This window comes from Leuconostoc falkenbergense (assembly GCF_045801155.1).
GTDB lineage: Bacteria > Bacillota > Bacilli > Lactobacillales > Lactobacillaceae > Leuconostoc > Leuconostoc falkenbergense.
In genome coordinates, this window is sequence record NZ_CP174386.1 from 1,020,611 (window position 1) to 1,039,766 (window position 19,156).

At 34.3% G+C, this 19,156-nt stretch carries 26 protein-coding genes; 22 read left to right on the plus strand and 4 right to left on the minus strand.

The genetic code is table 11. The annotated features are described in order from the left end of the window. Positions 1-3 precede the first annotated feature (3 nt). The 9 genes from ACI3ES_RS05020 (at position 4) to ACI3ES_RS05060 (ending at position 6,730) form a co-directional block, all read left to right on the plus strand. Positions 4-564 (plus strand): GNAT family N-acetyltransferase, encoded by a 561-nt coding sequence (locus tag ACI3ES_RS05020; RefSeq protein ID WP_114667607.1) that lies wholly within the window; start codon positions 4-6, stop codon positions 562-564. A gap of 179 nt (positions 565-743) precedes the next feature. Beyond that, positions 744-1,559: an HAD family hydrolase gene (locus ACI3ES_RS05025; protein ID WP_114667680.1), complete on the plus strand. Its 816-nt coding sequence runs from the start codon at positions 744-746 to the stop codon at positions 1,557-1,559. Between the two features lie 231 nt (positions 1,560-1,790). Continuing rightward, positions 1,791-1,991 carry a hypothetical protein gene (locus ACI3ES_RS05030; RefSeq protein ID WP_371866814.1) on the plus strand — a complete coding sequence of 67 codons (201 nt, stop codon included), beginning with the start codon at positions 1,791-1,793 and terminating at the stop codon, positions 1,989-1,991. After that, a complete protein-coding gene (locus ACI3ES_RS05035) occupies positions 1,930-2,253 on the plus strand; it encodes a GNAT family N-acetyltransferase (protein ID WP_375792900.1) in 324 nt (107 codons plus the stop codon). Before ACI3ES_RS05030 ends, ACI3ES_RS05035 begins: the two co-directional genes overlap by 62 nt. Positions 2,254-2,309: 56 nt before the next feature. Beyond that, positions 2,310-2,729 (plus strand): MarR family winged helix-turn-helix transcriptional regulator, encoded by a 420-nt coding sequence (locus ACI3ES_RS05040; RefSeq protein ID WP_114667679.1) that lies wholly within the window; start codon positions 2,310-2,312, stop codon positions 2,727-2,729. Between the two features lie 42 nt (positions 2,730-2,771). Continuing rightward, entirely contained in the window at positions 2,772-4,253 is a 1,482-nt protein-coding gene (locus ACI3ES_RS05045; RefSeq protein ID WP_114667678.1) for an MFS transporter, read from the plus strand. Positions 4,254-4,460: 207 nt separating this feature from the next. Then, positions 4,461-4,988 (plus strand): TetR/AcrR family transcriptional regulator, encoded by a 528-nt coding sequence (locus ACI3ES_RS05050; protein ID WP_114667677.1) that lies wholly within the window; start codon positions 4,461-4,463, stop codon positions 4,986-4,988. Continuing rightward, positions 4,985-6,049 (plus strand): ABC transporter permease, encoded by a 1,065-nt coding sequence (locus ACI3ES_RS05055; protein WP_242029763.1) that lies wholly within the window; start codon positions 4,985-4,987, stop codon positions 6,047-6,049. The genes ACI3ES_RS05050 and ACI3ES_RS05055 overlap by 4 nt, the downstream gene beginning before the upstream one ends. Before the next feature lie 6 nt (positions 6,050-6,055). Next, entirely contained in the window at positions 6,056-6,730 is a 675-nt protein-coding gene (locus ACI3ES_RS05060; RefSeq protein ID WP_114667675.1) for an ABC transporter ATP-binding protein, read from the plus strand. Positions 6,731-7,089: 359 nt separating this feature from the next. Here ACI3ES_RS05060 and ACI3ES_RS05065 read toward each other — a convergent pair whose 3' ends face one another. After that, positions 7,090-7,425 carry a helix-turn-helix domain-containing protein gene (locus ACI3ES_RS05065; protein WP_114667674.1) on the minus strand — a complete coding sequence of 112 codons (336 nt, stop codon included), beginning with the start codon at positions 7,423-7,425 and terminating at the stop codon, positions 7,090-7,092. A gap of 169 nt (positions 7,426-7,594) precedes the next feature. On the opposite strand from ACI3ES_RS05065, the gene ACI3ES_RS05070 reads away from it, so the two are divergent. Further along, positions 7,595-8,626: a zinc-binding alcohol dehydrogenase family protein gene (locus ACI3ES_RS05070; protein WP_142511840.1), complete on the plus strand. Its 1,032-nt coding sequence runs from the start codon at positions 7,595-7,597 to the stop codon at positions 8,624-8,626. Between the two features lie 150 nt (positions 8,627-8,776). Here ACI3ES_RS05070 and ACI3ES_RS05075 read toward each other — a convergent pair whose 3' ends face one another. The 3 genes from ACI3ES_RS05075 to ACI3ES_RS05085 form a co-directional block, all read right to left on the minus strand. Next, a complete protein-coding gene (locus ACI3ES_RS05075) occupies positions 8,777-9,346 on the minus strand; it encodes a GNAT family N-acetyltransferase (protein ID WP_407632036.1) in 570 nt (189 codons plus the stop codon). Between the two features lie 268 nt (positions 9,347-9,614). Next, positions 9,615-10,064, minus strand: a complete 450-nt coding sequence (locus tag ACI3ES_RS05080) for an ASCH domain-containing protein (protein WP_114667671.1) — start codon at positions 10,062-10,064, stop codon at positions 9,615-9,617. A gap of 174 nt (positions 10,065-10,238) precedes the next feature. Next, positions 10,239-10,940 carry a CPBP family intramembrane glutamic endopeptidase gene (locus tag ACI3ES_RS05085; protein WP_114667670.1) on the minus strand — a complete coding sequence of 234 codons (702 nt, stop codon included), beginning with the start codon at positions 10,938-10,940 and terminating at the stop codon, positions 10,239-10,241. A 480-nt stretch (positions 10,941-11,420) separates the two neighbouring features. Here ACI3ES_RS05085 and ACI3ES_RS05090 point away from each other — a divergent pair, with 480 nt between their 5' ends. The 12 genes from ACI3ES_RS05090 to ACI3ES_RS05145 all read left to right on the plus strand — a co-directional run bounded on the left by ACI3ES_RS05090 (position 11,421) and on the right by ACI3ES_RS05145 (position 19,051). Next, positions 11,421-11,645 (plus strand): helix-turn-helix transcriptional regulator, encoded by a 225-nt coding sequence (locus tag ACI3ES_RS05090; protein ID WP_114667669.1) that lies wholly within the window; start codon positions 11,421-11,423, stop codon positions 11,643-11,645. Next, positions 11,629-12,036 carry a hypothetical protein gene (locus ACI3ES_RS05095; protein WP_114667668.1) on the plus strand — a complete coding sequence of 136 codons (408 nt, stop codon included), beginning with the start codon at positions 11,629-11,631 and terminating at the stop codon, positions 12,034-12,036. Before ACI3ES_RS05090 ends, ACI3ES_RS05095 begins: the two co-directional genes overlap by 17 nt. 159 nt (positions 12,037-12,195) lie before the next feature. Further along, the gene (locus ACI3ES_RS05100; protein ID WP_114667667.1) at positions 12,196-13,518 is read left to right on the plus strand and encodes a Y-family DNA polymerase; all 1,323 of its coding nucleotides are present in this window, start codon (positions 12,196-12,198) and stop codon (positions 13,516-13,518) included. A 17-nt stretch (positions 13,519-13,535) separates the two neighbouring features. Further along, positions 13,536-14,168 (plus strand): SAP domain-containing protein, encoded by a 633-nt coding sequence (locus tag ACI3ES_RS05105; RefSeq protein ID WP_114667666.1) that lies wholly within the window; start codon positions 13,536-13,538, stop codon positions 14,166-14,168. Between the two features lie 35 nt (positions 14,169-14,203). Then, the gene (locus tag ACI3ES_RS05110; protein WP_114667665.1) at positions 14,204-14,575 is read left to right on the plus strand and encodes a hypothetical protein; all 372 of its coding nucleotides are present in this window, start codon (positions 14,204-14,206) and stop codon (positions 14,573-14,575) included. Continuing rightward, on the plus strand, positions 14,572-14,835 hold the full coding sequence (locus tag ACI3ES_RS05115) for a hypothetical protein (RefSeq protein ID WP_317211412.1): 264 nt from the start codon (positions 14,572-14,574) through the stop codon (positions 14,833-14,835). Before ACI3ES_RS05110 ends, ACI3ES_RS05115 begins: the two co-directional genes overlap by 4 nt. 53 nt (positions 14,836-14,888) lie before the next feature. Continuing rightward, positions 14,889-15,149 (plus strand): transposase, encoded by a 261-nt coding sequence (locus ACI3ES_RS05120; protein WP_103152754.1) that lies wholly within the window; start codon positions 14,889-14,891, stop codon positions 15,147-15,149. An 8-nt stretch (positions 15,150-15,157) separates the two neighbouring features. Then, entirely contained in the window at positions 15,158-15,961 is an 804-nt protein-coding gene (locus ACI3ES_RS05125) for an IS3 family transposase (RefSeq protein WP_180921964.1), read from the plus strand. 297 nt (positions 15,962-16,258) lie between these two features. Then, a complete protein-coding gene (locus ACI3ES_RS05130; RefSeq protein WP_114667736.1) occupies positions 16,259-16,630 on the plus strand; it encodes a hypothetical protein in 372 nt (123 codons plus the stop codon). A gap of 125 nt (positions 16,631-16,755) precedes the next feature. Then, the gene (locus ACI3ES_RS05135) at positions 16,756-17,505 is read left to right on the plus strand and encodes an IS30 family transposase (protein ID WP_407632037.1); all 750 of its coding nucleotides are present in this window, start codon (positions 16,756-16,758) and stop codon (positions 17,503-17,505) included. A gap of 84 nt (positions 17,506-17,589) precedes the next feature. Continuing rightward, on the plus strand, positions 17,590-18,510 hold the full coding sequence (locus ACI3ES_RS05140) for an IS30 family transposase (protein WP_012268558.1): 921 nt from the start codon (positions 17,590-17,592) through the stop codon (positions 18,508-18,510). Then, complete coding sequence (locus tag ACI3ES_RS05145; RefSeq protein WP_407632038.1) at positions 18,494-19,051, plus strand: IS30 family transposase; 558 nt, start codon at positions 18,494-18,496, stop codon at positions 19,049-19,051. Before ACI3ES_RS05140 ends, ACI3ES_RS05145 begins: the two co-directional genes overlap by 17 nt. The last annotated feature ends 105 nt before the right edge of the window (positions 19,052-19,156 follow it).

Genomic DNA, 19,156 nt, shown 5'->3' on the forward strand with positions numbered 1-19,156 from the left:
CCTATGAATACTAAAAAAAATGTCAATAAATTGAACCAATTAGTAGGACATGCAATATTTGACTGGTTCCCTAGAGATTTCCCAAATAAGGAGAAAATAGTTGGCGAATTTTGTGTATTGGAAAAAGTTGATAAAAATAAACATTTTAATGATTTGTATGAATTATTCGGTCCCACAAGCAATCCTCGTACATGGACATACTTATCATTGAATGCCTTTCAGAATCGTGAAGAATTTTGGAACTATTTGGTAAAAATAGAAAATAATAATCAAGAAACTCACTATGCCATTCTTGATAAAAAAGAGAAAAAAGTATTAGGTAGCTTTGCGCTGGTAGAAATTGACCAAGAAAATGGTAGTGTGGAAGTGGGTTATGTCATCTATTCTGATAAATTGAAAAAAACAAGAATGGCTACTGAAGCACAATTTCTCTTAATGAAATATGTCTTTGACGAATTAGGTTACCGTAGGTATGTGTGGATGAGTGATAGTCTTAATGAAGATTCTAAAAAAGCAGCTAAAAGATTAGGATTTTCATTTGAGGGTATTTTCAGAAATATGTGAGTTTATAAAGGGAGAAATCGAGATACAGCGTGGTTTTCTATGACAGATTATGATTGGATAGCAGTTAAACAAAGTATAGAAAGATGGCTACAAGACGCCAACTTTGACGCACAAGGAAATCAAAGATCAAGATTAATTGTCAAAAATAAATAAAATTCAAAATGAGAGGTAACATAATTATGGCTGTAGAATACTTTTTTTCAGATATGGATAACACCTTGTTGACTTCAAATGGCTCTATCACCCAAGAAAATATTGAAATCATCAAAAAAATAGACACGCCTTTTTCATTAGTGTCCGCAAGAGCGCCAATAGAAATGGATTTTGCACTTGATTTGCTCGATTTAAAAGGACCGCAAGTTGGTTTTAATGGCGGTATTGTTTTCCAGGGCACAGGAAATACACGTAACGTCATTGAGAAAAAAATTATTAATTTTCAATTGGCAAAATTGATTGTCGAAAGTATTGTTGCTAGATTTCCAGATGTTTCAACTAGCTTTTATGACGAAAATTTTTGGTATACCAATGAAATAAACAAGGGTATTGCGTATGAATCATCCCTAACAAAACAATCACCAATAGTGAAACCACTATCGCAATTATTTGAGAAAAATATTGATATTTATAAGATTATGATTATTATTTTTGATGAATCTGTAATGACAAAAGCGATTAATTATTTTACTGAAGCTAAATTTGAGTCAATTAGTGTCCAAAGGTCTGGCAAAAATTATCTTGAAATTACACACGAGGACGCTATAAAAGAAAATGGCATAAAGTGTATTTTACAAAACAAAAATATTAATTTGGAAAACACATATGCTTTTGGAGATGGTCATAACGATATTCCAATGTTCAATATCGTCGGACATGCTGTTGCAATGGCAAATAGCGCACTTGAAGTTAAACAATATGCGGACTATTTAACAGATACGAACGATAATTCTGGTGTTGGTAAATTTATTTTGAAATTATTAAAAAATAATCCTAGTTAAAAGCGGTGGTAACAGCAGTGTAAATTTTTTTATCAAGAGGATTGCTACTTTTCAAAACAGATTTTATGCATTATGGTAGCTTAATCAATAGATATTAAGTTTATTTTTCAGATAACTACAACCAATCATTTGCGTAGTATATCAGGATTATCAAATGGAGAAAAAATTGCCAGCTTAGCAATCAAAGTTGGCAATTTTAATTATTTACGCGCCGCCAGTTGTTATGTCAGAATGACTGTATTTGTTTTAGAACGTAATTTAGAGTTAGAAGACGAATTTGATAGTCATGATCATGACAAAACAATATATGGTGTTGCTTTTAATGGTAAAGAACCAGTTTCAACAGCTAGACTATTACTATTAAACGATGATGTCGTGCGGATTACACGCGTTGCAACACTTAAGGAGTATAGGGCAAAAACTCGGAACTGAGGTTATTCGTTCTCTAGAAAAAATAGCACAAAAGCAAAAATTCAAAAAAATACTAGTTCATTCAGAATTAACAGCAGCCACATTCTATGAAACGCTGGGATACATTAGAAATGGTAACATTTACCAAGAGGATGGCGTAGATTGCATAAATCTCATCAAATCAATTGAATCATCTAACAAAAAGGGTAAACTTGTTAAACAATGTTTGCTCTTTTTATCACGGCTATTTTTAAAATTTTATTGCAATCATCATTGTGTATGAATTGTAAACACATCGTGTTATGATGAATAAAACTAATTGAAAAGGTATTACTAAACATGGCACTACAAGAAACCGGTCGTAAAATAAGTCATTTATATCAGTTATTTATGCAAGAGTACGCCAATTTTGGAGAAACAATATCTGTCAATGTGACCGATTATAATGTTTTTTTATCAATTCAAGAAAATCCGGGGTGTAGTCAGCAGTTTTTAGCTGATAAACGTCATGTACAACGTAGCCTATTGACGCGCATTATTAAAAAGTACGTTGCTTTAGGTCTAATCGAACGCAGAAGTAGTGAACACAATAAAAGTGCTTATGCACTATACTTAACCAAAAGTGGGGAAGAAACAACCCAACAAATTCGAAATAAAATTCTTGATCTTAATCAGAAGATAGCTAGTCATTGCTCAATAGAACAATACGAACAGCTCAATGAAGCATTAGATACCATCATTAGTAACTGGGATAGGTAGACCAAATGAGACGTTACAATAATTTGTGATGGCTCTTTTTTTATCAATAGTGTTTACAGTGTAAACACTATATGTTATGATTTTATTCATAAACTAAGCGAAACTGATGTAGTAGCGCTTCGAATAAAAGGACAAGATCAAATGAAAAATAACGAAAAACCAATTGCGTTGTTAATGGGATTAAGCTTATTTATGGAAATGTTAGATAGTACCATTGTGACGACAGCTTTACCACAAATTCAAAACAGTTTGCAGATTACTGCTGCTAATGCTTCGTTAATCATTAGTGTATATATGATAGCGGTAGCTATTTTCATACCATTGAGTGGTTGGCTTGCTAAAAAGTATGGTAATAAAACAATATGGCTTTTGGCTATCATCATGTTTACGGTGAGCTCAGTAGGTAGTGGTCTTGCATCAAATTTAACACTCATGCTAAGTATGAGATTACTGCAAGGCTTTTCGGGTGCATTACTAGTTCCAATAGCTCGATTGATTGTTCTAGAAAACACACCACCTCAAAACCTGCTTAAAATGATTAGTTTTGTGATTTGGCCAGCATTAATAGCACCAGCTATTGCGCCATTTATTGGTGGTGTACTGTCGACATATTGGTCATGGCGTTTGATTTTTATGATTAATGTACCAATCGGTATGGCTTTATTTATCATTGGTAATAATGTTTTACAACACGATATCAAACGTACAGACAAAAGTACGTCTTTTGATTGGATTGGTTTTGCCTTAATTAGTTTAGCTAGTGCTTCACTCTTAATTGCTTTGGACATCATTTCATCAAAAAAAGTGCTTAATATGTTATCCATAGTGTTGTTACTGATTTTTATATCTAGCACCATCGGTACTGTTAAACATCTCATTAAGGCGACTTCGCCACTATTTAGCATACGAGCACTCAGATTTCCATCATATAAAGTAAGTCAATTTGGGGGTAGTATCATGTGGTTAACTGTGGGTGCCATTCCGTACCTCAGCACCATATTTTTCCAAAATGCTTTCCACTGGTCCGCCATTAAAACAGGTTCGTTTGTGCTGTTTATTTTCGTTGGAAATATTGCAATCAAACCATTTGCAAATAATATCATACAAAAACTCGGTTTTAAAAATACCATAATAGTTTCTTTGTTTCTGATATTTATTACAACGATTATGATTGGTACGTTGACAAGCCAAATAAATCAATTTTATATCATAGCTATCCTAACATTGTCAGGTGTTGGTAGATCTTTAGCTTTAACAGCATACAATGGTATGAGCTTAGTAGAGATTCCTTATGATGAACGAAATAGTGCTAATACATTAGCTGCGGTGAGTCAAAATTTATCACAAGGTATTGGTATTTCATTAGTAACAATTAGTTATTCAGTTCTGAATCAATATCTGACAGACTTAAATGCGTATCGATTAACATACATTTTATTGGAAATATTTATTATTGTGCCAATCATAGAAGCTATGATACAACCACGAAGTATTGGTGTAGTAAAGCAGTCCGACTTAAGCTGATAAGATTGAACACTTTTCGTGCCAAAAAATTTGAATCACTGAATGTTCCGTACTGTGTATGATTTTGAAAAAAGCAGATTTCGTAGGTCTGCTTTTTTTTAGCTTTTAAATTGTTCATCGAATATCTTAATTCAAATAAATTGACACCGTGTCAAAAATAATATATTATAAAAGCAATAAATGACACCGTGTCAAAAAGAGATGAAAATGGCAAAAGATATATTAACCCGAATTAAAACAGAAAAAAAACAGAATTTAAAAGCAGCTTTAATTGATGAATTTTCCGTTTATAGTATAGCAGATGCTCAGGTTGCGCGAATTGTAGCACAAGCTAATATTTCGAGAGGTTCTTTTTATACTTATTTTGAGGATTTATATGATGCCTACGAATGGGTACTTGAATTAGTCATGACTGAGATTCACCATGATCAAGTCGTAAATCCGTTTGAGGCAACAATTCGTTTTATTGCTGGTATTGAAGTTAACCCATACTATGATTTTCTAAAAAAATATTATCAAGTCAATGAAAGTTTATTCAATACCTATCTAAGCCATAAGGCTACAACAAATTTTGCTACTCACACGAAGCAAAATTTGGATACTAAACTGTGGCTTGAGATGCTGGTCAGTCATGAGTCAATCAAGGAGGCTTTTTTGCAACCGGATAACACGGATCAAATCATTAACAGACTTACCACTGTACAAGACTTGTTGAATCAGAAAGAAGGGCAATGATGTTTTTAGCCATTAAAGAAATTCGTCATGAAAAATTGAGATACAGTCTCATTGTCGCAGTTATCAGTTTAATCAGTTTCCTAATTTTTATTCTGAGTGCTTTATCGCTGGGATTGGCAAACGAAAATACAGCGGCAATTACTTCGTGGCAAACTCAAAGTGCGCTGATGACAAAAGACGCTAATGGTAACATGGGTCAGTCATTATTGACTAAAAAACAATCTGACATTTTTCATGACGACAAAAATGTAGCGACAGTTGGGATAACGCCTGCTAACATCAAGAAAAGAGGGACCTCGCAAACACAGTCAGCTCAATTTATTGGACTTGAATCTACGCAGTATATTTTTCAGAATTTAAAATTAATTTCTGGCAAAAAACCAATGGCCCAATATGAAGTTGTGGTTTCTGATAAATTTGCAAACTTAAAAATAGGGAATAAAATCAAAATTGGGTTGGACAAACATCTCTATACAGTTGTTGGCAAAGTGAAAGATGCACAATATAATATGGCACCTGTCGTTTATGGCGACATCGCTGACTGGTTTACCATAAAAGGCGTTGGGACAAAGTATTCGGCCAGTGGCTTTATTTCTAAAAAGAATGATAATCTCAAAGTCAAAGATAATAACTTGGTTACTTATAGTAAACAAGCATATTTAAACAAACTACCTGGATATTCAGCACAAAATACAACCTTCGCTTTCATGATAGTTTTCCTAATCATCATATCTCTAGTGATCATCACGATATTCCTGTACATTTTAACGATACAAAAGTTACCTAATTTATCAGTATTAAGAGCACAGGGAATCCCTAGTAGCTATCTTCTCAAAAATACATTTGGTGAAGCATTCCTCATTTTGTCTATTGCCATAGTTGTTGGCTTACTCGTTACGGTTTTGACTTCAATCATGATTCCAAATACGGTGCCTATGTCCTTTGATACACGTTTCATTATTTTAGTCGCCATTGGCGTATTACTGACAGGGCTGATTGGTGCAATCATTCCAATGAGAATCATTTCAAAAATTGATCCAGTCACTGCAATTGGAGGATAAGAGGATATGGCGACATTAGAATTAAAAAAAGTGAACAAAGTTTTTGGTAAAGGCCCAAATGCTGTGCAAGCCTTAACAGCAATAGATTTTGAATCTAATGAGAATGAATTAACTTTAATTCTCGGGCCATCAGGTTCTGGAAAAAGTACGCTGTTAACTATTCTTGGTGGTATTCAAACGCCAACAGATGGCGAAATCTTGTTGAATGGTTCTTCAATCAACCAATTAAAGCAGCAAGATCAAGAGCGAATTCGGTTAAATCAGATTGGTTTTATCTTACAACGTTATAGTTTGGTTCCTTTTTTAAATGTTTGTGAACAATTTGAACTTGTAAACAAAGTCAAACCAAATGGCAATTTAAGTCAAATCGAATTTAATGAACTACTGAAGCAACTCGGAATCGAAAAATTATTAAATCAATACCCCGTTGAGCTATCAGGTGGTCAATCACAAAGAGTGGCAATCGCCAGAGCTTTGTATACCAATCCGAAGATCATTTTAGCTGATGAGCCGACGGCAGCTTTAGATACTGATCGCGTAGAAGTAGTAGGTGAATTATTGCAAACGATCGCCCATGAACAAAAGAAAGCAATTGTCACAGTGACACATGATGTGCGTTTGAAGAAATTTGCTGATCATGTATATGAATTGGTGGACGGTCGATTGAGTAAATCTTATTAAATGTTGTGTCACATTGATTCATTCATGAACATACAAAAGATGAAGAAAGTAGGCAAGTTATATTGTGTACTGGTATTAGTATTATTTAAAAAGAGGGAAATGCCTTTTTCGGCCGTACAGTGGACTTAGCAATGATGCTTACTTTAATCTTAAATTGTGACTTTTAAATGATTTGTTAAACAATCTGTCAAGTTGAGCTATTAAGAGAACTACCGATAGGCAGTTACAAGAAAAAATGAATTGGCAGAATACTGCAACAAAACAATTCTCCATTCTTGGCCGTACGCTGTTATGCCTTGCAATCAAAAAATACAGACACTCGACATGAGTATCTGTATTTTTTGATTGCAAGCTATATCCTAAGACTTAGTCATGTGAGTGTAATTTGTTCCCCAAATTTCCATAGCTTCAATAACAGGGTAGAGGCTACTACCTAATTCTGTTACTCGATATTCTGTCTTAACCGGAATTACTGGATAAATTTGTTTGTCTAATATACCATCTTCTTCTAATTCAGATAGTTGCTTTGCAAGCATTCTTTTTGAAACATAAGGTAGTTTTGCTTGTAATTCAGAGAATCTTAGCACTTCATTTTTAAAAATATGATAAAGTATGACACTTTTCCATTTACCAGATATGAATTGTAGGGTGTTTTGAACAGGACAGCCAAGGTCACAATCATAAATTTCTTTCATTTTCAGGTTACCTCCAATTCTCACTAACTTTATCATAGCATTTATTGATTAAAAAAATTAGGTGAATTAAAAAGCACCTAGTATATATTACGTCACTCAGTGCGATTAAATTCACGTCTTAACAATTTTTTTTAAAGGTTTATCATTATTTTTGTCAGGAGGCAGAAAAATGGAAAAACAAAATAAGGCAGTTGGATTTTATCGCCACTTACCTATTACAAACAATGATAGCTTTGAAAATGTGTTGATTGATGTACCAACCGCACACGGGAGAGATATTCTCGTTAAAGTAGACGGTGTATCAGTTAATCCAGTTGACACATTTGTGCGTAGAGGTGGTCGAAATAATAAATTAGTAAAGCCGAAAATTATTGGCTGGGATGCCGTCGGTACGGTTATCGCAAAAGGTGATGAGGTATCACTTTTTAATATTGGTGACCGCGTGTGGTATGCGGGAGATTTTACAAAATCCGGTAGTGATGCCCAATATCAATTAGTAGATGAAAGAATTACAGGGTTGGCACCAAATAATTTAGACAATTCACAGGCAGCTGCGATTCCCCTAGTAGGATTAACAGCCTATGAGTCATTATTTGAAAAATTAAGCATTGATTGGTCCTCCAGTAATCATAAAAAAACTATCTTGATTATTAATGGTTCGGGCGGTGTTGGGTCAATGGCCATTCAACTAGCAAAGCTAGCCGGTTTAACTGTTATAGCAACCGCGTCAAAACCAGAATCAATTTCATGGGTTAAAAAGTTAGGCGCGAGTTATGTTGTTGATCATCATAAAGATTTAATAACACAGGTTCGCACTTTAGGTAATCAATATGTTGACTATATTCTAAATCTCAATAATTTAGATGCGCATTGGCATGAGATTGCTGAATTAATCAAACCAGACGGGCAAGTGACAGCCACCACGGAAAACCGCAGATTAATTGATCTTCAAAAACTAACTAAAAAGCGGGTTTCATTCAGTTGGGAATGGATGTATAGCAAGTCATATTATCAAACTGAAGATATGATTAGCCAGAATAAAATTTTAACTCATCTAGCAAGATTATATGAAGAGGGCAAATTGCTATCCATTACCACAAAAACATACAAGCCAATTAACGCTGAAAACATGAAAAAGGCACATTCTGATGTAGAATCAGGTCACACGATTGGAAAAGTGACATTAACGAATTGGTATTAGTAGTATATTTGCATTACGATTTATAAGATTAAAATATACCAACTCAATCATAATTTTGGAAGCCAAACAGTTTAAAGCTATTCTGGTGACAGCTTGAGAACAGACAAAAAACCGTTATCAAATAGAATATTCAGCAACCTCGTATAAGCACTATTTATTCAACACAAAATAGTGGAAATATTCTTTACTATCATTTCCAATTAGCGGTTTATTAACCTCAGAGAAACCAAATTCTTGAAAAGCTTTTTTTCTTTCAGTATTCAAAGGAACTACTTTTGAGGCTATATTATCACACTTGAAAATGGTTTGAAGCGGATCAACGATTAAACGCAGCAGTTTCATGACAACATCTGACCTCTCAAAATCACTTCGCAAATCCATTCTGAGAATTAAGTAGTTGTTAAACATATCTATTTCAGAGTAACGATGAAAAACTTCAATAGTCCCAATGATCTCTTCAGTAAATTTATTAATAATACTGAATCTGACAAAACCATAGTTTTTATATTCTAAATTCCAATCACTTATTGCTTGCTCCATTTTTGCAAGTGTATCATAGAAAAAAGTATCCCCATCACAATTATCAGAGTTAAAAAAAGGAACAGCTTTTTTATCGCTATAAACCTTAAATAAATCTGCTTTATCGGCCATTATGGTTTGTCGTAACATAAAATAGTTATTTTCAAATACGGGACAGTTGCTGTAAATTTGAGTTGTCACAGTATACCTCATTCTTTGTTTAATGGTTTTGGACTAAATATGTCAAGCATAGCAATTATTATACCAAACAAATGTTCCCTTGTAAAATGATTAAATTAATAAGATTGACAATACAGTGCAATTGGTTGTGCTGTCATCAAGTGTTATTGGACAAGTGCATTGGAAAAGGTAAGTATAAGTGGACACTACTGCCAGAAAAATTGGTATGGCAAAAAGTTTATTATAAAATATTGAAAAGATCCCGGTACCCAAAAAGAAATCGAAGTGATTATTTTACAGGATACACCACATGGAAATTTTCGAGAACCATTTTAGCTTCTCGTTCATTGAATACATGTCCTAATAATTGATATTCATTGATAAAGAATTCATTGTGGACATTACGCCAATATTGCAGGCTTCGATCGCCTTCACCTTCAAGATAGGCATGTTTTTCGCTAACATCTAGATAGTTTTTAATCTCAACGCTGTCATTTTTTATGATACACACGGCTTGATTTTGACTATCTAAAACGACATCATATGCACCATGTTGTGGTAGTGGTTCATTGTCTTCATATAAATCAAGTGAGCTTGTTGTTGCAGTTTTTTTACCACTTATGACTAGACTTGCTAGTTCATCAGCATATACACCAAACTGAAAAGCAGATTGTAGTTTGGCTTCATAGGGTACAATATTAGATTCTTTTGCTTTGTTAAAAAGTTCATCTGGTGTCATTTTTGATCCCTCAATCTTATTTAGAAATTATATTGGATTAATTATACCATTGACAAAATTTCATTCAGAAAGTCGTGTGATGAAATATGCGGTGCCACAAACAATCGTATCAAGCGAAACAACCAATACGAGAAAGTTACTAATAACTAAATAATGGTCGAATAACATCAAAGCTTATAAAAAAATGATGACATTATCTTGAATGTAGGGCCAAGCAATTAGCGTATTAACGAAGATATGTGCTAACATGGTGTACTGAAGTTTACCTGTAAATCGATACAACAATCCTAACAATAATCCAAAAATGAAATAAGGAAGCAAGACTGTTAAATTCTGATGTTGATGAAGCAGTGAAAAAATGATTGCGCTAAATATAACATCAAAGCCATATTTTGACTTTCTAAAGTAGAAATTCATTAACAAACCTCTACACATTAATTCTTCAAAGATTGGTCCAAGAAAAGTAATAGCTAACAGCTCTAATTGTATGCCTAATATTGAAGAGTTATTTAATGTGCTTAAAATCAGTCTTTGGTTATTGGCAACGGGAATAGGGAAGACTTTATTGATTACTGTTGTTAATACGAAATCCAATACTACAACAAGCAAACTAAGCAGGATACTGAGTAATTTTGGTGATTCCCATATGATTGTCTTTTTAATTTTATTTGTGAGATAAAGAGATAAGAGAATAATGGGGATAATGTATAAAGTGATGTCAGACAGTAACCACCCTTGATAATTTTGGTAAGAAGAATAGTTCAAATAAGAAATAGCGAAACTGTTAAGTAGTGGCATTAGCCAAACAAAACACAAGAATATCAATGCAGGTGTCATGAAATTTAGAAATACAATTTTTAATGATGCTTTTTTCATTATGTTGAAATCCTTTGTGTTTAAATAATATTTTTAGTTAATATGATTAATTGTACTCTTATTAAAATTACTGATATGTCAGATAAAAAATTTAATACGTATTTAAATTCTGTCTGCTAAATGTTTTGCTTTTAAATTATTTTGAAAGGTTAAGGAAGATAACGGATTAACAACAAATACAAATAATTAGTCATTTATTTGCAAGTTTATTTTATTAAGAGATGCTGTATTTCAATATACTATGTAATGAGGATAAGTTTAGAAGCTGGCACAAATCAAATTGTGCTAGCTTTTTTTCTTGTGATTGGGTTTTGAAAGGAAAATCCACATCAAACAGAAATCTGAAGCTAAGTTAAAGTAAACAAAACAAAACTAATCCGCACCAGTATTCAATAAATAATTTTTCAATCTTGACTTTTTCATAAGGTAATATATAATTTACTTAAGTAATATATACATTACTTAAAAAGGATATTTGTGATGCTTACGAATAATGTCAAGAAATTTAGAGTTGAAGCTGGAATTTCTCAAAGAGATCTGTCCTATATTGCTGGTGTTACTCGTCAAACAATGAGTTTAATTGAGAAAGGTGAGTACAACCCAACAATTAGTCTTTGTTTGAGAATTTGTTATGGACTCAATAAGACACTTGATGACGTTTTTTGGTTACAACAGGGGGATTTTGAAAATGAAAAAAGTCGTTGATGAACGTTTAAAGATACAATTAATCAAAAATTTTAAAATAGCCTTTCTCGTTGAGAATGCTGTTATTGTATTAATGTTAATTTATCAAAGCTTTAAAAATGTGGACAAAGCAATTAGTGCCAGTAATCCGATTTGGGCTGCGTTCATTGTCGGTACAATGACACTATCACTGCTATCAGTCAATGTCACTGCAAGCATTGAAGATAAGCCAAAGAGATCCAACTTAAGACTATTGTCTTATTTCGTGCTTATATTTATTATCGGCAGTTTGTTCTTTATGGTTACAGTGCCACAACATATCTTACTGGCTTTGCTTTGTGGGACAATAATTGCAGTAGTGGTATCAGGCATTTTGATTTATGAAAACCACTATCGATACCAAGATAATTAAGGACGGCTAATTGCTATAAAAATACCTTGAATTTTTTAAGGTATTTTTATTTGAACTTAAATCCATCAAAATAACTCAAGTATGTTAATAAATTCTGCTTGCTAAACAGAACATTTGTTCGTATAATGAATTATACGTCTTTTGTTTTGGAGATAGGCTATGGTTAACCAGCAGAAAACTGAATATGATTATACACATGAAGAACGCCGTGTGATATTTATGATTGATTCTAAAAGTTTCTATGCCAGTGTGGAGTGTGTGGAACGTGACTACAATCCACTAAAAGCCTTACTTGTTGTGATGTCGGAACAAGAGAACACCAACGGTGGTTTAGTCTTGGCATCTTCACCAATGGCCAAGAAAATGCTGGGTATCACTAATGTTACTCGACAACGAGATATTCCTGTTTGCCCGGACTTAGTGATTGCTCATCCAAGAATAAACCTTTATATTCAAGAAAATCTACGTATTAATAACATCTATCGTCGATACACTGATGATGCGCACTTATTACCATATTCCATTGACGAATCTATCCTTGACATGACACATTCTTGGCAATTATTTGGTAAAACGCCAGCAGAAGTTGCTTTCAAAATACAACAACAAGTTCGAGCAGAAACTGGTATCTATTTAACTGTTGGTATTGGTGATTCACCGGTTTTAGCCAAATTGGCGCTTGATATTGAAGCCAAACACGCAAAGAATTTAACTGGCATTTGGCACTATGAAGATGTGCCAGAGAAATTATGGTCAATCACACAACTCACTGATGTCTGGAGTATTGGTTCACGGACTGCTCATAAGCTCAATTTGATGGGCATTCATTCGATGTATGATTTAGCGCATCAAGATCCATATCTCTTTCGTTCGCAACTAGGATTAATGGGTGAGCAATTATTCGCTTTGTCTTGGGGGATTGATCGTTCTGATTTGGCTGACAAAATTAAACCAAAAAGTAAATCTTATAGTAACTCGCAAGTGTTACCACGTGATTATAGCCAACAAGATGAAATTGAAATTGTTATTCGAGAAATGGCTGATCAGGTCGCTACAAGAATTCGTGCCCATCAAAAGCAAACAAGCTTAGTTGGTTTGTTTATCGGTTATTCTTTTGCCGAAAGTGAGCAACAGAGATCTCATGGGTTTAGGAAACAGTGCCGTATTAGTCCTACTAATGATACTAATATTTTAATGGCTATTATGGTTAATCTCTTTAGAAAATATTGGCATGGCGAAGTGATTAGACATATTGGGATTGATTATGGTGGTTTAGTTGATGACACTGGCGTACAGCTTAATCTCTTTGAGCAACCTGAGCATCTCCTTAAAACCAATAAAATTGACCAAGTCGTTGATGAAATTCGTCAGCGTTTTGGCACGACTGCTTTGATGCGAGCTATGTCCAAAGAGGCCGGGGGAACAGCTATTAATCGCGCTAGCTTAGTGGGTGGTCATAATGGGGGTAATAGCTATGATTAACAGAAAGGATATTGTTCATGGCACGACCTGATTTTAACAAAAATATGCGTATCAAAGACTTTCAGAGCTACTATTGGTACAAAACGGAACTGCAACAAATTTGCAAAAGGCACAGTCTACCAGCCACTGGAACAAAGGCTGAGTTAACAGCCTATATTATTAAACTACTTACTGGTATACCAGTATCAAACATTAAAACAACCAGAACAATACGTCGTAAAGGCACTCTAAAAGCTAGTTCAATTACACCCAATACCAATATATTAGCGTCCGGTTTTAGTTTGAATAATGAAGCGCGAGCATTTTTTAAAGCATATTATGGGTTAAGCCAATTTAGTTTTAAAAAATCGATGGCTATTAAGATGAGAGCAATTGAAACAACACAAGACAAAACGGCCACAGTCAAGGACTTGATGGATGTTTACGAGCACCCCTATGAAAATTTAGTAACCAACGCTGAAGAACAGACATATCAATGGAATGACTTTGTCAAAACATTTATGGCCGATGATTATACCAAAGTTTATCGTGAACGAATGACAGTCGCTTCAATTTTATGGGCAAGAGTTAGAGACTCTAATCAACCTAAACATTACAGCCAAGGACTATTGAAACAGTACCAATCCGATATTCGTCAATACTTATCTTGATAATTATCGATTCATAGTAGAAATGGAAAAGTAATATGGCCAATAAAGAAAACTTTAGCACCATTATCAATCGTTATTTTCAAAATGATTATCGCGAACGTGGCAAAATCAAATGGAATGGTTACTTCTTATCCGATCACACCTCATCTTTAGTTAAAGAGGACTTTCAACGCAATCAGAAAACGCAAAAGTTACCTATGATACCACTAAATGAGGCACAAAGTATCTTACAACACGCCTGTGTTAATTATCACATGGTGACTGTGCAACAGAATATTGAAACTAATGATGGTTATCTGATTCCTAATGTGACTGGTTTAGTCAATGGTTTTACAGAATTAGGTGTCTACATCAATCAACAATTTATCGCTTTTGAAGATATTAGGACGGTCATCAGAGAAAAATGAATCCAATTGAAGACATTATTACAACCATTCAAACGCTGTTCACAAAACAACCCAATACGATTTATGAAGTACGTATCGTTCATCAGCGATATGCCAACAAAGTTAATATCTTTTTTGAATACTATAAAATCGGTCAAGCTAGGCGCTCACAACAAATTGCCCGCCTTGATGAGGCATATCGATTACAAATACCAGAATTAGCAAAACAGATTCATCAAGCTACTAGATTAACAGTTCATACAAGTGTGCTCTTATACTAAAAAAATGGACTATTTTTATTCAGTCCGTAAAATGAAAGTATAGGAGTATTTTTATGTCAATTCGTTATTCACAAGATTTTAAAGATTCACTGGTTAAACTTCACCAAGAAGGACGTTCACTTAAGTCATTAGCAGACGAATTTGGACCTTCAAAAGATTCTATTGCTATTTGGGTCAAGCAAGCTACCCCAGTCATGATTCATGGTCAGTCAAAGACGTTAAAAGATGTCAAGCAATTAGAAAAGCGTCTCGCTATTTTGGAGGAAGAAAACGAAATTTTAAAGCGAGCGGCCATCTTACTAGCCAAAAAATAGTCCGTAATGTGGGATTGCCGCTTGTTAACCAATTTTTAGCACAAGGCTATGCGCTTGTGCGTATTTTAAGTGCACTTAAAATCAAACCTAGTACCTATTACAACTGGCGCCATTGGCAGACCAGTCGACGAGAAAAGCGTAGAGAATCTCTAAAACCTTATATTTTAGACGTTTGGAAAACCTTTAAATTTTATGGTTATCGCCGTATTTCTGCTTATAGTCAACAAACTGACGGGCCGAAAGTATCTGAGTATATGACACTCAAATTGATGCGTGAATTAGGGATTAAATCCCGCATGCAAAAACGTTATCGCAAGCCAAAAACTGTCGTGACTGTTGATCAAAAGCCCAATTTGATTAGACACTTGCATGATTTGAGCGGTGTTTGGCAAACAGATATCACTTATATTCAGTTGACTAACCACAAATGGGTCTATTTAGCGACCGTTTTGGATCCTGAGAAGAGAAAAGTATTGGGCTATAAAATTGGTGATACAATGACAGCCGAGCTAGCCACAAGTGCCTTACAGATGGCGTTAGATAAGCATCGAAAGCCATTAATTATTCATTCAGATATGGGGTCACAATACACGAGTGCTGAATTTAATATTAAATGTCAAAATTATGGCTTGAAACATTCATATTCACTCAAAGGACATCCATACGATAATGGCCGTATGGAAGCATTTCATTCAATATTGAAACGTGAAGAGGTGTATTTGAAGGCATACGAAACATTAACGCAAGTCCAAGCAGCCATTGGTTGGTATATCAATTTTTATAATCGCAATCGTATCTCAAATGTTGCCTAAGTAACTGAATAAAAATAGTCCAATTTATTGACTTCTGAGCATTACATGCTGTATGGGATAGTATGATGTTTTTCTTCTTTGTATAGCTTAAAAAATAGAATCTAAACACATTATCAATAAGTGAGAGAGACATTCCAAAATTATGGAATGTTTTTTTAAAACAGAAAATTCGGTATTGTTATAACAAGTTTTAAACTTGCTAATTAAGGGAACTGATCGTAACACAGAAAGTGGTTTAAATAAGATTGAAGAACAATTATATCAAGCTAAAAAGCAATTAAGAGAAAGGGCAACGTGATGATAAACGAAGAAATTGATAATTTAAGGTATTGCATCATCAACCGTTATGTTGGCTGTTTACGTGATATTGAGGTTGATAGTCATTTACGTGAACAATTAAAGTGGTCTGATAATAACAAAATTATAGGGCAGATAGCTTACAGCATTCACAATATTACTGATTTTACTGATGAAGCCTTTAGACCATTTGATGATGTAAACGACTATGAAGCCTGTATTTTGAGGGAATTAGCAGAACATGCTAAAAACTTGGAAAATAATTTGTTGCCTGAACTTGAGCGTATGCGCTTAGATACACGTTGGCTCACAGAATATTATGAAGAACTAGCTGATATTAAAAATATTCTTGATGATTTTAATGTTGTATAAAAATATTCTGTAATATGCTAATAGGTTCACAATTCTATATGCTTTATTTGTAGGCTTTTAAGCATAGTTTAGGTGTGATAATATTATCTTATTCACATAACTAATTAGGAGTAATAATAAATTATATGACTAAGAAATTACCACGAGACCAAATAAAATATCCACGTATTCATGAGAATGATCGGCACTTAATTGAACACATGTGGAATGATGAAAAATTGACACAGTCGGAAATTGCTAGAAAACTTAATCGCTCGCAATCGGCTATTTCTAGAGAATTAAAGCAAGGGAATATCTTTGACTTTAGTAATCTAAGTAAGCGCCAATTATATAATCTTGAAATTCATTCACGTATCAAATACTCTGCCTTACGTGGACAATTTATAGCCACTCAAAGAAGTGTGAGACGTGGCAACGGTTCAAAATTGCTGACACCAGAATTAAAAGAGTTGATAGAGCATTGGGTCAATGTTGAACACTGGACACCAGAACAAATCGCTGAAGCACATGTATCAGATATTGAAGTCTCGGCATCAACGATTAGGAATTGGGCAAAACAAGGAAAAATCTATTTAAGACCATATTATCGTAAGCGTGCGCATAATACAGATGCAGAAAAAGTGAAAATTAAAACGCAGTATCAAAAACAACGTGAGATTGACAGACTGCGTTCAAAGCTAAAGTCACAAGGTATTCTAGTTCGTCACTCAATTTATGAACGACCACCAAAGATAAACACACGTAGACAGTTCGGCCATTGGGAAATTGATTTAGTCTTACCAGCAAAGGGTAAAAATGGCGAAATCAACGATAAAAGCGCTATCCTAACATTGGTAGAACGCAAAACACGTTTTTATGTCTTAGGCAGATTGTAAAATTAAACCGAACACCTTGCATAAAAAAACTGCAGAGACTTTAATGGTAATTGACTAAAATCAACCATAAAGGATCTGCAGCTTATGTCTTCTAGTTTATCAGCTCACGAACGTTCTGTCATTGAAACAATGATCAAACTTAATCATTCAACTCGAGAAATAGCCCGTTTCTTAAAGCGTTCTCCTGCAACTATTACCTACGAGTTAAATCGAATTAAACCATACAATGCACAACAGGCTCATCATTTAGCCCAGTGTAATCGGCACAAACACGGTCGCCATCCGACCCTAACACCTGAAATATCAGCTTTTTTGAACCATCACATTGGTATCTTGAAGTGGTCACCAGAAACGGCTGCTCATGTATTGGGTATTGCTTTCAAGACCATCTACAACTGGATTCATCATGGTTTGCTTAAAATTAAGTTATCAGATTTACCTGATAAAGGTATTCGACGTAAACGTCAATCTGACGGCCGTAGACGTGTTTTTGCTCATGGCCGTTCAATTGAAAAACGACCAAAAGCTGTCCAATTAAGACAAGAATTTGGTCATTTTGAAGTTGATACGATGCAATCTGGTAAAACACGTGGCGATGTTTTAGTGACCATCACAGAACGATTGAGTCGACAACATATCATGAGACATGTCAGTGGGCGCAATAGTCAGGCAGTGACACCAGCTATTATTAGGTTTTTCAAGGGTATAAAAAATGCTAAATCAATTACAGTTGATCACGGTCGAGAGTTTGCAAAATATGATGAAATAGAAGAACAGCTAGGCATACCGATGTATTTTGCACACCCATATTCACCAGAAGAACGTGGTAGTAATGAAGTGCTAAATCGATATGTCCGTCGTTTTATCCCAAAAGAACGCAAAATTGAAACCATCAGTCAGAAAGAATTAGATCAAATTAATCATTGGATTAATGCCAGGCCAATGAAAACGCTCAACTGGCAATCACCACGAAAAGTCTTTCAGAAACATGCGGTGTTCGGATGATTCTTGCAATCTGCCCTTAATCAAAATTGATAGTAAGCAATCGTTTGATGTGATTAAGGGCTTTAGATATTTCTATAAGAATTATGGTAAATGGGTACGCACAATCACAGCTGATAATGGTATTGAGTTCATGTCATGGGACTTCTTAGAAGTTGTCCAGCAAGAATATAAGACCAAAATTTATTACGCAACACCCTCTTCGCCACAGGAAAGAGGGACGAACGAATACAAAAACCGTGAATTGAGAGTGTTTATCCCGAAGAAAACGACCTTTAGAACAATCAAGCAAAAAGATTTGGAAGTGATCGCTGATAAAATCAACCGTAAACCAATGCGTATTGCACTACAAGGCTCAACACCTTATGAACGGTTTAATAAGGAATACCGTAATATGGAACGCTATAAAGAACGGTATATCAAGCAGAAAATTAAAAAATATGAGCAAAAGTTAGCTGAAGAAATCAATGCTTTAAAAGATGTGAATTTGACAGATATAGATGCTGATAAAGATGTCAAGGTTGATATTGATGATATAAGTTAAGAAACGTTTAAAAGTTAAATAAGCTCACACAAAGACTAGAGATTAGTCTTTTTTTGTGTCATAATAACGACATACAAAGCGAAATGACTATGTGAAATAGTCCTA

Coding starts and splice junctions, on each gene's coding strand:
- ACI3ES_RS05020 (WP_114667607.1), top strand. CDS start 4: ATGAATACTAAAAAAAATGTCAATAAATTGAACCAATTAGTAGGACAT.
- ACI3ES_RS05025 (WP_114667680.1), top strand. CDS start 744: ATGGCTGTAGAATACTTTTTTTCAGATATGGATAACACCTTGTTGACT.
- ACI3ES_RS05030 (WP_371866814.1), top strand. CDS start 1,791: ATGACTGTATTTGTTTTAGAACGTAATTTAGAGTTAGAAGACGAATTT.
- ACI3ES_RS05035 (WP_375792900.1), top strand. CDS start 1,930: ATGTCGTGCGGATTACACGCGTTGCAACACTTAAGGAGTATAGGGCAA.
- ACI3ES_RS05040 (WP_114667679.1), top strand. CDS start 2,310: ATGGCACTACAAGAAACCGGTCGTAAAATAAGTCATTTATATCAGTTA.
- ACI3ES_RS05050 (WP_114667677.1), top strand. CDS start 4,461: ATGGCAAAAGATATATTAACCCGAATTAAAACAGAAAAAAAACAGAAT.
- ACI3ES_RS05055 (WP_242029763.1), top strand. CDS start 4,985: ATGATGTTTTTAGCCATTAAAGAAATTCGTCATGAAAAATTGAGATAC.
- ACI3ES_RS05060 (WP_114667675.1), top strand. CDS start 6,056: ATGGCGACATTAGAATTAAAAAAAGTGAACAAAGTTTTTGGTAAAGGC.
- ACI3ES_RS05065 (WP_114667674.1), bottom strand. CDS start 7,425: ATGAAAGAAATTTATGATTGTGACCTTGGCTGTCCTGTTCAAAACACC.
- ACI3ES_RS05070 (WP_142511840.1), top strand. CDS start 7,595: ATGGAAAAACAAAATAAGGCAGTTGGATTTTATCGCCACTTACCTATT.
- ACI3ES_RS05080 (WP_114667671.1), bottom strand. CDS start 10,064: ATGACACCAGATGAACTTTTTAACAAAGCAAAAGAATCTAATATTGTA.
- ACI3ES_RS05085 (WP_114667670.1), bottom strand. CDS start 10,940: ATGAAAAAAGCATCATTAAAAATTGTATTTCTAAATTTCATGACACCT.
- ACI3ES_RS05090 (WP_114667669.1), top strand. CDS start 11,421: ATGCTTACGAATAATGTCAAGAAATTTAGAGTTGAAGCTGGAATTTCT.
- ACI3ES_RS05095 (WP_114667668.1), top strand. CDS start 11,629: ATGAAAAAAGTCGTTGATGAACGTTTAAAGATACAATTAATCAAAAAT.
- ACI3ES_RS05100 (WP_114667667.1), top strand. CDS start 12,196: ATGGTTAACCAGCAGAAAACTGAATATGATTATACACATGAAGAACGC.
- ACI3ES_RS05105 (WP_114667666.1), top strand. CDS start 13,536: ATGGCACGACCTGATTTTAACAAAAATATGCGTATCAAAGACTTTCAG.
- ACI3ES_RS05110 (WP_114667665.1), top strand. CDS start 14,204: ATGGCCAATAAAGAAAACTTTAGCACCATTATCAATCGTTATTTTCAA.
- ACI3ES_RS05115 (WP_317211412.1), top strand. CDS start 14,572: ATGAATCCAATTGAAGACATTATTACAACCATTCAAACGCTGTTCACA.
- ACI3ES_RS05120 (WP_103152754.1), top strand. CDS start 14,889: ATGTCAATTCGTTATTCACAAGATTTTAAAGATTCACTGGTTAAACTT.
- ACI3ES_RS05130 (WP_114667736.1), top strand. CDS start 16,259: ATGATAAACGAAGAAATTGATAATTTAAGGTATTGCATCATCAACCGT.
- ACI3ES_RS05135 (WP_407632037.1), top strand. CDS start 16,756: ATGACTAAGAAATTACCACGAGACCAAATAAAATATCCACGTATTCAT.
- ACI3ES_RS05140 (WP_012268558.1), top strand. CDS start 17,590: ATGTCTTCTAGTTTATCAGCTCACGAACGTTCTGTCATTGAAACAATG.
- ACI3ES_RS05145 (WP_407632038.1), top strand. CDS start 18,494: ATGCGGTGTTCGGATGATTCTTGCAATCTGCCCTTAATCAAAATTGAT.